The sequence below is a fragment of the Nocardia shimofusensis NBRC 100134 genome, assembly GCF_001613125.1.
Taxonomy (GTDB): domain Bacteria; phylum Actinomycetota; class Actinomycetes; order Mycobacteriales; family Mycobacteriaceae; genus Nocardia; species Nocardia shimofusensis.
Window position 1 is genome coordinate 14,227 of sequence record NZ_BDBT01000006.1, and the last position, 14,466, is coordinate 28,692.

Below are 14,466 nucleotides of genomic sequence, written 5' to 3' on the forward strand. Positions count from 1 at the left end.
CGCCGCAGGGACCTGCCGGGCGAGGGCTGCGGCGATCGGACACCGTGGATCGACGGCGCGTGCTAACGCACTTCGTCGCCGAGATCCCAGTGCGCGGCGTGGTGCAGGGCGTCCGGGGTGAGACCGAAGGTGCGCCTGCACGTGCGGGTGAGGTCGGTGCTGTCGTCGAAACCCGCGGCGTTCGCCGCCGCGGCCAGATCGTCGCCGGAGCCGAAGCGGCCGATGGCGATGCGCAGCCGCAGCCAGAGGATGTAGGGGCGCAACGGGATTCCGACCTGCTCGGTGAACAGGTGGGACAGGCGGCCGGGGGAGAGCCCGACCCGTTTGGCGACATCCGCGCCGCGGATGCTGCGGTCGAGGACCAGGGAGGGCAGCAGCTGCAGCGCCTCGGTGACGGCGGCGTGCCGGTGCGGCGCCATGAGCGGTGTCGAGCGCAGGGTCTGCACGATGGCGGCGACCTGTTCGGCGATGGGTGAGTCGGCCATGGTCGCGGGCAACGGGTTCCGGTCATCCGCCCAGCCGCCGCGGTGGGCGTCGGCCACGGCGGCCGCGCCCGCGGCGGTCTCCGGGTCGAGGTACAGAGTCGCGCCCTCGGCCGCGGATTCGATCCGGTACGGCGCGTCGGCAGGCACGATCACCCGGGTGCCCTGATGGCGTACGCCGCCTGCGTCCATGACGGTGACGGGCGTCCGGGCGACCAGCATCTGGACGGTGTGATGGGCGTGCAGCGCAGAGGGCTCGATCGGCCCGCCGAAGGCCAGGATGCCGGGGCGCAGCAGAGCCGTTGCCCAGCGGGGCTTTTCGTCGACGACCAGGGTCTTCTCCATCCGACGCTCCCGCATGCCGCGCATCCGCGGGTCCGGATTCGGGCCCGCCACACGAGAATATCCGGCGACACGCGCTCACCGTGGTCGTTTCGGCGAGTCGGTCCCCGTCGGGGCCGACCGTCCTGGCTTGGGGGAAGACGACCTTCGTCAGCGGTCGCCGGCCAGCCGCCGATAACTCGTGTGCCACAGCCATTCCACCGGCCCCCGGTCGAAGCGGCGCAACCACAGATGCGCGGCCGTCACCACGACAGCGCACACCAGCAGGTACACCCCGATCGTGAACGGCACCCGGGTCTCGTCGCCGACCCGCGCCGCCAGCCCAAGCCCCCAGCCGTAGCACAGCGCCGAGGCCACCAGATTCTGCAGGATGTAGCAGGACAACGCGGTTCGGCCGACCTCGGTGAGCCTGCGTCCGGCGAATCCGGTCCGGCGCCCGTGCGCGTAGCACTCGGCGACGAGGGCGAGCAGACCGAAGGACACCAGCGGAGCGGTCCCGTAACGGGTGAAGATCAGCGCGTTGCCGCCGCCCAGCACGCCCGCGAGCAGATCGACGACGGCGGCCGCCGCGCCGACGATCATCAGTCCCCGCCGCAGGCGCGCGCCTTCCGGCCGGAAGACGCCGCGCCGGAAGAGCACGGCGCCGGTCAGGAACAGGGCGACCGACATCGGGAAGATCACCACCGGCTCGAGCCGGAACAGGCCCGCGTTCTCGAGCCGGAACAGCGCGAGATCCCAGAACGAGCCGTCCGCGTACGGATTCGGGTCGAGTGGTGCGGGTGGTGCGGATTCGGTGGCCTGCGCGGTCGCCAGCACCACGGCGATCAGTGTCAGCAGGGTCAGATGCACCGCCGTCGCGACGATCAGCCATCGCCGTTGCGCCCGTTCGCTCGTCGCGAGCAGGAACGCCACCACCAGGCCGGTGACCGCATAGCCCATGAGCACATCGAATTCGGCCACGAGCACGAAGTTCACGACGCCGTCGAGGAACAGCAGACCCGCGCGCCACGGGTAACCGCCCGGCCATCGGCGCCGCGCACGGGTCGCCGTGGCCTGCTGTATGGCCAGGCCGATGCCGAACATGATGGTGAGCAATCCCAGGAATTTGCCCTGGGCGATCTGCTGGAGAACGCGCTCGGTCCACCCGGCGCTCGTGGAGCCCACGTGGCCGAGATAGCCGATCATGCCCTCCGAATCGGTCATGATCCAGACATTCGTCGCGAGCGTGCCCAGAATCGCGATACCGCGCAGCACATCGAGGGCGGCCAGTCGTCCGGGCGCGGCCGGGGCCGGCGAGCCGGGAGCCGGATTGCGCGCGGGATCGGCGATCTGTTCGGTCACCTCGTCACTATCCGGCGCGGGCGCCTGCGCTGTCGTCACCCGAGAGAACCATCCGGGGTACCCATCGCGGACGACCGCTACCCCGATCGCACCCCCGACGAATGTGGAGACACCGGATCGGACGGGGCGCGAACGGGTACGGCCGCCGCGACGGCGCGCGTCGCCTAGGCTCGAGGGATGCAGCGCATCATCGGAATAGAGGTCGAATACGGCATCTCGACGCCTACCGAGCCGTCGGCCAACCCGATCCTCACCTCCACGCAGGCGGTCCTGGCGTACGCGGCGGCAGAGGGCGTGCCGCGCGCGCGGCGGACCCGATGGGACTACGAGGTGGAGTCGCCGTTGCGCGACGCGCGCGGGTTCGACCTGAGCCGGATGAACGGCCCGGCTCCGGTCATCGACGCCGACGAGGTCGGCGCGGCCAACATGATCCTCACCAACGGGGCCAGGCTCTACGTCGACCACGCCCACCCGGAGTACTCCGCGCCCGAGGTCGTCGACCCGCTCGACGCGGTGATCTGGGACAAGGCGGGCGAACGGGTCATGGAGGCCGCCGCCAGGCACGCCTCCAGCGTGCCGGGGGCGCCGCGCCTACAGCTGTACAAGAACAATGTCGACGGTAAAGGCGCCTCCTACGGCACCCACGAGAACTACCTGATGAACCGGGACACGCCGTTCAATCAGATCATCGTGGGACTGACGCCGTTCTTCGTCTCCCGCCAGGTGATCTGCGGGTCCGGCCGGGTCGGCATCGGCCAGTCCGGTGATCAGTCCGGGTTCCAGCTGTCCCAGCGTTCGGACTACATCGAGGTCGAGGTCGGCCTCGAGACCACCCTCAAGCGCGGCATCATCAACACCCGTGACGAACCGCACGCCGATGCGGACAAGTACCGCAGGCTGCACGTCATCATCGGCGACGCCAACCTGGCCGAGATGTCGACCTATCTCAAGGTGGGCACCACCGCCCTGGTCCTCGATCTGATCGAGGCGGGCGAGGACCTGTCGGACCTGCAGCTGGCCCGCCCGGTCACCGCCGTGCACCAGATCAGCCACGACCCGACCCTGCGGGTGGCCGTCGCGATGGCCGACGGACGCGAGCTCACCGGTCTGGCTCTGCAGCGGCTCTACCACGAGAAGGTCGCCAAGTTCATGGACCGCGAGGGCAACGACGACCCGCGTGCCCGCGACGTCCTGGACAACTGGGCGATGGTGCTCGACCTGCTCGAGCGCGACCCGATGGAATGTGCGAACCTGCTCGACTGGCCGGCCAAGCTGCGCCTGCTCGAGGGCATGCGCAGCCGGGAGGGCCTGAACTGGGCCGCGCCCAAGCTGCACATGATGGACCTGCAGTACTCCGACGTCCGCCTGGACAAGGGCCTGTACAACCGGCTGGTGGCACGCGGGTCGATGAAGCGGCTGGTCAGCGAGCAGCAGGTGCTCGACGCGATGACCAATCCGCCCACCGACACCAGGGCCTACTTCCGCGGCGAGTGCCTGCGCCGGTTCGGCGCCGATATCGCGGCGGCGAGCTGGGATTCGGTGATCTTCGACCTGGGCGGTGACTCGCTGGTGCGCATTCCCACCCTGGAGCCGCGCCGTGGCACCAAGTCGCACGTCGGAAAACTGCTGGACGGCGTGGACAGCGCGGCCGAACTGGTGCGTGAGCTCACCCACTGATCGCCGGGGAGATCACCTGGACAGACCGCACGAAAAGACAACAGATCCGACATGGTGTCGGGGTCGCTGGGTAGTGTTGAGGAACGAGCACGCACATTGCGCATGATCGGAACCGTGCTCACCCCTGGCTCCGGTCATGATGAGAACACAGGAGGTCGGCTGCCATGGCACAAGAGCAGACCAAGCGCACCGGGGGCGGCGACGAGGACGAAGGTTCCGGCGGCCCCGATGCCGGAGGGCAGGAACGCCGCGAGAAGCTCGCGGAGGAGACCGACGACCTGCTCGACGAGATCGACGACGTGCTCGAGGAAAACGCGGAGGACTTCGTCCGCGCCTACGTGCAGAAGGGCGGCCAGTGACTGCGGGTGACCCGATGCGTCTCCACCCGGGGCACGCGCTTTCCTCTTTCACCGAACACCTGCGGCTACACGCTCCGGAATTGCTGTGGCCCAACAGGTTCTCAGCCCTCGACGGCGCCACCGGTTCTGCCGGTGGCGCCGCCGCGAAGGACATCGCCCCGCACGGCACCACCATCGTCGCGGTCAGCTACCGCGGCGGCGTGCTGATCGCGGGCGATCGCCGGGCCACCCAGGGAAACCTGTTGGCCAGCAGGGACATGGACAAGGTGTACATCACCGACACCTACTCCGCGGCGGGCATCGCCGGTACCGCCGGCATGGCCGTGGAGCTGGTGCGATTGTTCGCGGTCGAACTCGAGCACTACGAGAAGATCGAGGGCGTCCCGCTCACCTTCGACGGCAAGGCCAACAAGCTGTCGAAGATGGTGCGCGACAACCTTCCCGCGGCGATGCAGGGCTTGGCCGTGGTGCCGGTGCTCGTCGGTTACGACGAGCGCGCGGCCGGTGACCCGGACCGGGCCGGTCGCATCGTGTCCTACGACGTGGTCGGCGGGCGCAGCGAGGAACGTTTCGGGTACACCGCGGTCGGTTCCGGGTCGATGTTCGCCCGGACGTCGTTGAAGAAGCTGTACACCAAGGGAATCGATCAGGACCGGGCGTTGCGCATCGCGATCGAGTCGCTCTACGACGCGGCCGACGACGACACCGCCACCGGCGGGCCGGATCTGCTGCGCGGCATCTACCCGACCGCGGTCGTGATCGATGCCGAGGGGGCGCTCGAGGTGGCCGGGGACCGGCTCGCCGAGATCGCCCGCGGCATCGTGGCAGATCGCACCGCCGCTCAGGAAGGGGGTGCGCTCGCATGACGCTGCCGTACTACGCGTCCGCCGAGCAGATCATGCGCGACAAGACCGAGCTCGCCCGTAAGGGCATCGCTCGGGGTCGCAGCGTGATCGTGCTGACCTACGACAAGGGCGTGCTGTTCGTGGCGGAGAATCCCTCCGCCACGCTGCACAAGGTCAGCGAGCTCTACGACCGCGTCGGCTTCGCCGCCGTGGGCAAGTACAACGAGTTCGAGAGCCTGCGCCGTGGCGGGATCCTGCAGGCCGATCTGCGGGGTTACCAGTACGACCGGCGCGATGTCACCGGCCGGGCGTTGGCCAACGCCTACGCCCAGACCCTCGGCACGATCTTCAACGACCAGCTCAAGCCGTTCGAGGTGGAGATCTGCGTCGCGGAGGTGGGCTACGCCGGGGAGTCTCCGGAAGCGGTGCTGTACCGGATCAACTACGAAGGCGCGATCGTCGACGAGCGCGAGTTCGTGGTCATGGGCGGTACCACCGAGCCCATCGTCACGGAGTTGAAGAGCTCCTACCAGCCGGGCCTGGAGCTCGGTGCGGCGATCGCCATCGCGGTGAAAGCCCTGAAGGCCGCCATCCCCGAAGGCGACAAGGACAAGCGCGCCATCGGCGTCGCGCAGCTCGAGGTCGCCACCCTGGAACAGGCGCGGCCTCGCCGGGCGTTCCGCAGGGTCGCCGCCTCCGCGCTCGAGCAACTCCTGGCCGCGGGCGACGGCGCGCCCGCACCGGACGAGGCGGCGAAGAAACCGACCACTACGGTGGAATTGCCCGATGATTCCCCCGAAGAACCGGGCGGCTCCGCCTAGCGAGAACGGGACGAATATCACTCGACGGGTCCGTGCTCGAACCACTGGTTCGAGCACGGACCCGTTCTGTTTTTGCGGCCGGAGTTTCCCGGTCGGAAACGGTCGATCCGCCCCGAATCGTTGTGAAGCCGTGTGCCCCGCTGTTGTCCGCACCGCCCCGCGACAACCCCACTTGGCTGTAACCTCGAAGAGTGCAGCGACGAATTATGGGGATCGAGACCGAGTTCGGTGTGACATGCACCTTTCACGGTCACCGTCGGCTGTCCCCCGACGAAGTTGCCCGGTACCTCTTCCGCCGGGTGGTGTCCTGGGGCCGTAGCTCGAACGTGTTCCTTCGCAACGGTGCTCGCCTCTATCTCGACGTCGGCTCGCATCCCGAGTACGCCACGGCCGAGTGCGACAGCTTGCATCAACTGGTCACCCACGACCGCGCGGGTGAGCGGGTGCTCGAAGATCTGCTCATCGACGCCGAGCAACGGCTCGCCGAAGAGGGCATCGGCGGTGACATCTATCTGTTCAAGAACAACACCGATTCGGCGGGCAATTCCTACGGTTGCCACGAGAACTTCCTGGTGGTGCGGGCGGGAGAGTTCTCCCGGATCTCCGACGTGCTGCTGCCGTTCCTGGTCACCCGCCAGCTGATCTGCGGGGCGGGCAAGGTGCTGCAGACGCCCAAGGCCGCCACCTTCTGCCTGTCGCAGCGGGCCGAGCACATCTGGGAGGGCGTCTCCTCGGCGACCACCCGCTCGCGCCCGATCATCAACACCCGGGACGAGCCGCACGCCGACGCCGAGAAGTACCGGCGCCTGCACGTCATCGTCGGCGATTCGAACATGTCCGAGACCACCACGATGCTCAAGGTGGGCACCGCGGCGCTGGTGCTGGAGATGATCGAAGCGGGGGTCTCCTTCCGCGACTTCGCGCTGGACAACCCGATCCGCGCCATTCGCGAGGTCAGCCACGACCTCACCGGTCGCAGGCCGGTGCGGCTCGCGGGCGGGCGGCAGGCCAGTGCGCTCGACATCCAGCGCGAGTACTACTCCCGCGCGGTCGAGCATCTGCGCAACCGGGACCGCGACCCGCAGATCGACCAGGTCGTCGACCTGTGGGGCCGTACGCTCGACGCGGTGGAAGCGCAGGACTTCGCCAAGGTCGACACCGAGATCGACTGGGTGATCAAGCGCAAGTTGTTCCAGCGCTATCAGGATCGCTACAGCATGGAGCTCTCCGATCCCAAGATCGCTCAGCTGGATCTGGCCTACCACGACATCAAGCGCGGCCGCGGCGTGTTCGACCTGCTGCAGCGCAAGGGGCTGGCCAAGCGGATCACCGAGGACGAGGCCGTCGACGCCGCGGTGGACACCCCGCCGCAGACCACGCGCGCCAAGCTGCGCGGTGATTTCATCACCGCCGCCCAGGAGGCCGGCCGCGACTTCACCGTGGACTGGGTCCACCTCAAGCTCAACGACCAGGCCCAGCGCACCGTGCTGTGCAAGGACCCGTTCCGGTCGGTCGACGAGCGGGTGGAACGGCTGATTGCCTCCATGTAACCCGTGTCCGGCCCGAGCCCGCCTCACCAGCGCGTGAGGCGGGTTTCGCGCGCCGCCGCGCACCTGCGCGCGCGGGCGGATTACCCTCTATCGGGTGGCGATATCCAAGGTCGAGCGGCTGATGAATCTGGTCATCGCGCTGTTGTCGACCCGTCAGTTCCTGAGCGCGGAGCGGATCAGGGAAAGCGTCGCGGGTTACGAGGACTCGGTCAGCGACGAAGCGTTCAGCCGGATGTTCGAGCGCGACAAGAACGAGCTACGCGACCTGGGCATTCCCCTCGAGGTGGGGCCGGTCGGGCGGTTCTCGGCGCTGGAGGGCTACCGGATCAACCCCGACGCCTACGCCCTGCCCGACATCGATCTCACCGACGAGCAGGCCGCCGCCGTGGCGGTCGCCGTGCAGTTGTGGGAGTCGCCGGAGCTGGCCGCCGCGGCCGAGGGCGCGTTGCTGAAGCTGCGCGCGGCGGGCATCCACGTCGAGACCGAGGCGCCGGTGGCGACGGTGCCCGCGGTGCCCGCCCGCACCCGTGGGTCGGAGCCGGTGCTCGGCAAGCTGCTGGCCGCGGTGGACGCCGGTCAGGCCGTGCGTTTCGAGCATCGGGGCTCGGTCGGCGAACCGTACCGGATGCGTGATGTCGAGCCGTGGGGCGTGGTGACCCATCGAGGCCGGTGGTATCTGGTCGGGCACGATCGGGACCGCGACGCGGTGCGCAGCTTCCGGCTCTCCCGGATCACCGCCGATGTGACCGCCTACGGGCCGCGCAATGTGGTGCGCAAACCCGAGGGCGTGGATCTGCGCGATATCGTCGCCCGGGTCACCAGGAGCAGCCCGGTCACCGGGACCGCGGTCATCTGGGTGGCCGACGGTCGCGGTCGTGACCTGCGCAGGCTGGCCTCGGTGCGGGAGCCGAAGGTGCTCGCCGGTCGGTCCGGGATGGTGCTCGAGGTGCCGGTTCGCTCGTGGGACTGGATCGCGCGGCTGGTCACCGGCCTCGGGCCGGACGCGTTGGTGCTCGAACCGCCGGAACTGCGCACCGATGTGATGGCGCGGCTGCGCGCGGTCTCCGAACTCGCCGTCTCGAAGGCCGCGGGTTCGAAGGTCACGGGTGCGAAGGTCACGGGTGCGAAGGTCACCGTCTCGGAGAGCCCGGAGGCTTCGGCATGAGTACGAGCAGGCTTTCGGTGCGGCTGTCGCGGCTGCTCAACATGATCCCGTACCTGATCGCCAATCCGGGTATCAGCGCCGCCGAGGCGGCCGCCGACCTGGGCGTGAGCATCAAACAGCTGATGAGCGATCTGAATCAGCTGTGGATGTGCGGGTTGCCCGGTTACGGTCCCGGCGACCTGATCGACCTGTCGTTCTCCGAGGAGAGCATCGAGGTCACCTTCTCCGCGGGCATCGACCGCCCCCTGCGGCTGACCTCGACCGAGGCCACCGCCCTGCTGGTGGCGCTGCGTTCGATCGTGGAGATGCCGGGCATGGTCGATCCCACGGCCGCGCACGCCGCGATCGCCAAGATCGAATCCGCCATCGCCGACGGCGCGACCGACTCCGAGGGGGCGCAGCCCGCCTCGTTCGCCCCGGCGGAGGCGCCCGCGGTGACCTCCGTCCGCTCGGCGCTGGCCGATGGGCACGCGCTGCGCCTGGTCTACTACTCGGCCAGTCGCGACGAGGTCTCCGAGCGGGTGGTCGATCCGATCCGCATCCTGCTCGTCGACGACAACAGCTACCTGCAGGCCTGGTGCCGGGAAGCCGAGGCGGTGCGATTGTTCCGCTTCGATCGGATGGAGGCCGCCACCGAACTGGACGAGCGGGCCGAGCCGCCACGTGACGTATCCACCGAGGCGGCACTCGACCTGTTCCAGGACGATCCCGCGGTGCCGCTGGCCCGTCTGCTGATCCGGCCGGACTACGGCTGGGTGCTCGATCAATACCCCATGCACCGGGTCGCCACCCGCCCCGATGGCTCGATGGAAGCCACCATGCGCTTCGCGACCCTGGACTGGATGGCGCGGCTGCTGCTCGGCTTCGGCGCGGGCGTGCGTGCGCTCGGGCCGGTGGAACTGGTCGCCGCGGTGCGCGAGCGTTCCGAGGCCGCGCTGTCGGCCTACCGGGATGCGGGCCTGGATGAAGTGGGCGCGCTGTGAGCGGGGCGCCGCCTCGGGTGATGGTGTTCGGCGCGGGCAGTATCGGCATGTATGTCGGCGGGCTGCTGGCCGACGCCGGCGCGGAGGTGACTTTCGTCGGCAGGCGACGGCTGCTCGACGAGATCACGGCCGAAGGCCTGCACCTGACCGATCTCGACGGCGCGTCGCACAGGATCGCCCCGCAGCGGTTCCGCGTGGCGACCGAACCCGACGACGCCGATCGAGCCGATCTGGTACTCGTCACGGTGAAATCCGGGGCCACCGCCGACGCCGCCCGCGCGCTGGCGGGCCGGATCCGGCCCGGCACGGTGGTGCTGAGCCTGCAGAACGGAATCGGCAACGACACCGTCGCGCGCGAGATCCTGTCCTCGTGCGTCGTGCTGCCCGGCATGGTGATGTTCAATGTGATCCGCCGCGCGCCCGGTCACTACCATCGCGGTACCGAGGGCGGGCTCGCGGTGCAGGACGATCCGGTGCTGGGGGACTACCTCGGCCTGTTCGACCGCGCGGGCCTGCCGTTGCAGCGCCACGACGATCTGCGCCCGGTGCAGTGGGCCAAGCTGCTGCTGAACCTGAACAACCCGGTCAACGCGCTGTCGGGCCTGCCGCTGCGCGAGGAACTCTCCGATCGCGACTATCGCCGCTGTGTGGCGCTGGCGCAGAAGGAGGCGCTCGCGGTCATGCGCCGAGCGCGTATCCACCCGGCCCGGCTCACCGCGCTGCCGCCGACACTGATGGCCTCGGTGCTCAGGGTGCCGACCTGGCTGTTCCGTCTGCTGGCGGCCCGGGTGCTGGCGATCGATCCGCTGGCGCGATCGTCGATGGCCGACGATCTGGCCGCCGGGCGGCGCACCGAGATCACCTGGCTGTGCGGGGAAGTGGTGGATCTCGGGGCGATGACCGGGGTGCCGACGCCGGTGAACCAGCGGCTCATCCAGCTGATCAACGAGGCCGAACAGGGCGAGGCCCGGCAATGGACCGGCGGGGAGTTGCTCGCCGAACTCCGCGCGGCGGCCGACCGCGGCGGCAAGGGGACCGCGCGGTTGCCGTAGGGCGACAGGTCGGTGACTACTCCCAGCTACACCCGGAGCGCCGATGCGGTGCCGGGCAGGTCCGGTAGCATCGAAGACACCACTTTCTCGGGAGGTACACATGTCAGGCACGTTCAGCTGGTCGCACCTGCTGATCATCGCGTTGTTGTTCGTGGTGCTCTTCGGTGCGAAGCGACTGCCCGACGCGGCGCGTGGCCTCGGGCGTTCGTTGCGCATCTTCAAGAGCGAGGTCAGCCAGATGCAGAACGAGACGCCGCAGCAGTCCGGCGCCGCGCCTGTGCAGCAGCCCGCGCAGCAGTTGCCCGCCGGTCAGGCCGCGCAGCCCGCAGCCGCTCCGCAGCAGGCCGCCGCACCGCAGGCCACTCAGCACGAGCAGAAGTCGGCCTGAGCCGATCGCTTCCCTCGGGGTGAGCCCACGCTCGCCCCGATCAGTGCTGTTCGGTGGTAGAGACAGGCGTCCGCCTCCGCGGCCCGCGAGCACAGGGACAAATCACGACGATGCGAATCCCGTTCGATCCTCGGCGCAGCAAGCGCAGGACGAATCCCGACGGCACCATGTCGTTGGTCGAACACCTGCAGGAGTTGCGCAGCAGGCTGCTCAAGTCCATCGCGGCTGTCCTGCTGACCTCGGTGCTCGGGTTCTTCTGGTACGCGCATTCCTTCTGGATGCTGCCCAGTCTCGGTGACATGCTCACCGGGCCGTACTGCTCGCTGCCCGCCGACACCCGGGCGTCGCTGACGCTCGACGGTTCCTGCCGACTGCTGGCGACCGCTCCGTTCGAGCAGTTCATGCTCCGGATGAAAGTCGGCTTCACCGCGGGCGTGGTTCTGGCGGCGCCCATCTGGCTGTACCAACTGTGGGCGTTCATCACCCCCGGTCTCTACGCGAAGGAACGCCGGTACGCCGTCGGTTTCGTCAGCGCGGGCAGCGTGCTGTTCGTGACCGGCGCGGTGCTGGCCTACGTCGTGGTGGCGCACGCGTTGAGCTTCCTGCTCTCGATCGGTGACAACGCCCAGATCACCGCGCTGAGCGGTTCCCAGTACTTCTCGTTCATCATCCAGCTGCTGATCATCTTCGGCGTCAGCTTCGAGACGCCGCTGCTGGTCGTCGGCTTGAACGCCGTCGGGGTGCTGCCCTACGTCAAGCTCAAGGCGTGGCGGCGCGGGATCATCTTCGGCCTGTTCGTCTTCGCCGCGGTGGTGACCCCGCAGGATCCGTTCTCGATGCTCGCGCTGGCGTGCGCGCTGACCGTGTTGTTCGAGTTAGCGGTGCAGATCGCCCGGATCACCGACGCCCGCCGTGCCAAGCGGGAAGCGGCCGCGGCGCTGCGCGACGACGAAGCCTCCGAGATCGCGATGCCCCAGCCGGTAGATCCGGCGGCGCCGCATCCGGATCTGGCGCCGCACTCGTCGCGTTCGGCGGCGGACTTCTCCGACACCCTCTGATCCCCGGCGGTTGCGGGACCGGCCACCACGCCGCGGCGCGGATGGCCTCGCCGACCGGCACAGCGATGTCGACCCGATAGATAGTTAGGTTTGACTCACCTAACTATCGCGGTTTATGGTTCTCACGCCGCGCGGTCCTCGAAAGTCCGAGGCGCGCAACGGCGGGGAGGCGTGGACGTCTCGCGCGAGTCCGGCCAGGCCGGACCTCCCCCGGGTCGAGTCGAGAAGGGTGTCATGTCCAAAATCCTCAAGGTTGTCATCGCCGGCGCTTTCGCCGCACTGCTCGCGTTGGGTCTGGCCTCGCCCGCTTCGGCCGATGTCTCGATCCGTAACTCCACGGCGAACGACCTCTACGTCAGCTCCGATACCCCCGGCCTCGACCAGATCGAGCGCCAGTTCGCGGCCTTCTGGAACCCGAACATCGGCATCGACCCCAAGATCGAGGTCAGCTACAACGGCCCTGGCGCCCGTGCCGCGCTCGAGCAGGTCATGCAGAACAGCCGGACCATGGACTTCTTCTCCATCCAGGGCCGCGCGCTCGGTCCGGTGAACATCTCCGGTAGCCAGATGTCCGTCGCGGTGCAGGGTCTGATGGCGGGCTTCCCGGCCACCACCACCGTCTACCACTGGATCCGCGAAGGCGGCCTGTGGAAGTTCGACTGGAAGTCGATCTGCCAGGAGATGCAGTGCGCCGGTAACCCGAGCTTCGGTTACTGACGATCGGATGTCCCGACTGGAGCGATCCCCGGTGTTCCGGGGGTCGCTCCAGTGCTGCGAAGGGGCCGCAGTGCTGCGGCGCGCCGCCGAGGGACGGAGAGGTACAGAGAGGTACGGAGAGGTACGGACTGAGCGATGATCAGCGTCAAGGGCGTTTCCAAGAGCTTCGGTGACAAAGCCGCGGTGCGGGCGGTCGATTTCACGGCCGAGGACGGGGCGATCACTTATCTGCTCGGACCCAACGGTGCGGGCAAGACCACCCTCATGCGCATGATCGCCGGTCTGATCACCCCGGACTCCGGGACGATCACCATCAACGGCAGGCCGTTGCGGAAACTGGAGAACACCATGGGCGAGGTCGGTTTCAGCCTCGGTGCGTTCTCCCGCAACCCGAAACACACCGCCGGGCAACATCTGCGCTGGCAGGCTCGCCTCGGCGGGATCTCCGTCAGCGCGGTCGCCCCGGCGCTCGAGCGCGTCGGACTGGCGAGCGTGGCCGAGCGCCCGGTCGGCAAGTTCTCCTATGGCATGTTGCAGCGCCTCGGCATCGCCTCGGCATTGCTGGGCGATCCGCGCACCGTCGTTCTCGACGAGCCGGCCAACGGCCTCGATGTCGAGGGCACGCTGTGGTTGCGCGAACTGCTCACCGGTCTCGCCGCCGAGGGCACATGCGTGATGGTGGCCTCCCACGACCTCACCGAAGTGGAGATCACCGCCACCTGGATCACCGTGATGGGCAAGGGCGAGGTCCTCTCCGACGCCAGTCGTGACGACACCGTCGCGCGCGGCAGCGGGCCGCGCCTGCTCGAGTCGGCCTATCTCGAGATCACCGGAAACAGCGTCGAATACGCCGCGAAAGGGGGAGTGCGGTGAGCACCGCGACCTACCTGATCAGGTCGGTGCGCAGCGAATGCGCGAAACTGTCCTGGCGCAATTCCTTGTGGTACACGATCGTGCCCGCGGCCGTGCTGATCCCGATCCTGCTGAACTACGGGATCGCGATGGCGGTGCAGACGAACAAGTTCGACGGCGCGGGCGGCATGGACACCGACAACGCCGCCTACTGGATCATCGTGTTCTCCACCTTCATCCTGATGGCGGGTGGGGTCTCCTCGCTGTGCTCGGAGTTCAAGGACAACACGATCCAGATCGTCTTCGGCATCCAGACGCGCCGCTGGCTGCTGCCCGTCGCCAAGCTGATCGTGTTCGGTGCGATCGCGGCACTCACCGCTTGGGTGACGACTTTCGTGATCCTGTGGGGCTTCCCGCGTCTGCTGCCCGATGTCTGGGGCCGCGTGGACGTGTTCTCCTCCGAGGGACTGCGGCTGTGGTTCGGCATCCCGCTGCTGACCGTGCTGGTCTGCGCCCTGGGCCTCGGCCTGGCCGCGCTGGTGCCGAAACCGGGCTTCGTGGTGATGATCGTGCTGCTGTGGAAGTTCGGCGTGGAAGTGTTCGTCAACTTCATCCCCGGCGACGTGGGCATGCTGGTGCAACGCCTGATGCCGTTCAAGAACGGCGAACTCGGCGTCGGCCAGCTGGCGACGTTCAAGAGCTTGTTCGGCGGAGAGAACGGCTCGCTGCTGTATTTCGGCGCGCTGTGCCTGGCGCTGTTCGTGGCGGGCGTGGTTCGCCTGTCGCTGACCGATCTGAAGAACGACAACTGACCCGTGCCGTACCGATTCGGCG

Annotated in this window: 15 protein-coding genes; 13 read left to right on the forward strand and 2 right to left on the reverse strand. The window is 68.5% G+C overall.

Features of this window, described 5'->3' with window-relative positions; all coding sequences use genetic code 11:
• Positions 1–62: 62 nt before the first annotated feature.
• Both NS3_RS08390 and NS3_RS08395 read right to left on the reverse strand, forming a co-directional pair.
• Entirely contained in the window at positions 63–827 is a 765-nt protein-coding gene (locus NS3_RS08390; RefSeq protein ID WP_067856843.1) for an AraC family transcriptional regulator, read from the reverse strand.
• A 147-nt stretch (positions 828–974) separates the two neighbouring features.
• Positions 975–2,153, reverse strand: a complete 1,179-nt coding sequence (locus NS3_RS08395; RefSeq protein ID WP_067856846.1) for a DUF418 domain-containing protein — start codon at positions 2,151–2,153, stop codon at positions 975–977.
• A 189-nt stretch (positions 2,154–2,342) separates the two neighbouring features.
• On the opposite strand from NS3_RS08395, the gene dop reads away from it, so the two are divergent.
• The 13 genes from dop to NS3_RS08460 all read left to right on the forward strand — a co-directional run bounded on the left by dop (position 2,343) and on the right by NS3_RS08460 (position 14,444).
• The gene (dop, locus tag NS3_RS08400) at positions 2,343–3,842 is read left to right on the forward strand and encodes a depupylase/deamidase Dop (RefSeq protein WP_067856322.1); all 1,500 of its coding nucleotides are present in this window, start codon (positions 2,343–2,345) and stop codon (positions 3,840–3,842) included.
• 164 nt (positions 3,843–4,006) lie between these two features.
• Positions 4,007–4,201: a ubiquitin-like protein Pup gene (locus NS3_RS08405; protein ID WP_067856325.1), complete on the forward strand. Its 195-nt coding sequence runs from the start codon at positions 4,007–4,009 to the stop codon at positions 4,199–4,201.
• Between the two features lie 14 nt (positions 4,202–4,215).
• The gene (gene prcB / locus NS3_RS08410) at positions 4,216–5,067 is read left to right on the forward strand and encodes a proteasome subunit beta (protein ID WP_067856849.1); all 852 of its coding nucleotides are present in this window, start codon (positions 4,216–4,218) and stop codon (positions 5,065–5,067) included.
• Positions 5,064–5,867 (forward strand): proteasome subunit alpha, encoded by an 804-nt coding sequence (gene prcA / locus NS3_RS08415; RefSeq protein WP_067856328.1) that lies wholly within the window; start codon positions 5,064–5,066, stop codon positions 5,865–5,867. The genes prcB and prcA overlap by 4 nt, the downstream gene beginning before the upstream one ends.
• A 191-nt stretch (positions 5,868–6,058) precedes the next feature.
• Positions 6,059–7,417 carry a Pup--protein ligase gene (gene pafA / locus NS3_RS08420; RefSeq protein ID WP_174550446.1) on the forward strand — a complete coding sequence of 453 codons (1,359 nt, stop codon included), beginning with the start codon at positions 6,059–6,061 and terminating at the stop codon, positions 7,415–7,417.
• A gap of 94 nt (positions 7,418–7,511) precedes the next feature.
• On the forward strand, positions 7,512–8,582 hold the full coding sequence (locus NS3_RS08425; protein WP_157101237.1) for a helix-turn-helix transcriptional regulator: 1,071 nt from the start codon (positions 7,512–7,514) through the stop codon (positions 8,580–8,582).
• Positions 8,579–9,565: a helix-turn-helix transcriptional regulator gene (locus tag NS3_RS08430; protein ID WP_067856334.1), complete on the forward strand. Its 987-nt coding sequence runs from the start codon at positions 8,579–8,581 to the stop codon at positions 9,563–9,565. The genes NS3_RS08425 and NS3_RS08430 overlap by 4 nt, the downstream gene beginning before the upstream one ends.
• Before the next feature lie 20 nt (positions 9,566–9,585).
• On the forward strand, positions 9,586–10,617 hold the full coding sequence (locus NS3_RS08435; RefSeq protein ID WP_067856337.1) for a 2-dehydropantoate 2-reductase: 1,032 nt from the start codon (positions 9,586–9,588) through the stop codon (positions 10,615–10,617).
• A 100-nt stretch (positions 10,618–10,717) separates the two neighbouring features.
• Entirely contained in the window at positions 10,718–11,005 is a 288-nt protein-coding gene (gene tatA / locus NS3_RS08440; RefSeq protein WP_067856339.1) for a Sec-independent protein translocase subunit TatA, read from the forward strand.
• Positions 11,006–11,115: 110 nt separating this feature from the next.
• Positions 11,116–12,063 (forward strand): twin-arginine translocase subunit TatC, encoded by a 948-nt coding sequence (tatC, locus tag NS3_RS08445; protein ID WP_067856342.1) that lies wholly within the window; start codon positions 11,116–11,118, stop codon positions 12,061–12,063.
• Between the two features lie 234 nt (positions 12,064–12,297).
• A complete protein-coding gene (locus NS3_RS08450; RefSeq protein WP_067856852.1) occupies positions 12,298–12,780 on the forward strand; it encodes an MTB12 C-terminal domain-containing protein in 483 nt (160 codons plus the stop codon).
• 135 nt (positions 12,781–12,915) lie between these two features.
• Complete coding sequence (locus tag NS3_RS08455) at positions 12,916–13,653, forward strand: ABC transporter ATP-binding protein (RefSeq protein ID WP_067856345.1); 738 nt, start codon at positions 12,916–12,918, stop codon at positions 13,651–13,653.
• A complete protein-coding gene (locus NS3_RS08460; protein ID WP_245649519.1) occupies positions 13,650–14,444 on the forward strand; it encodes an ABC transporter permease in 795 nt (264 codons plus the stop codon). The genes NS3_RS08455 and NS3_RS08460 overlap by 4 nt, the downstream gene beginning before the upstream one ends.
• The last annotated feature ends 22 nt before the right edge of the window (positions 14,445–14,466 follow it).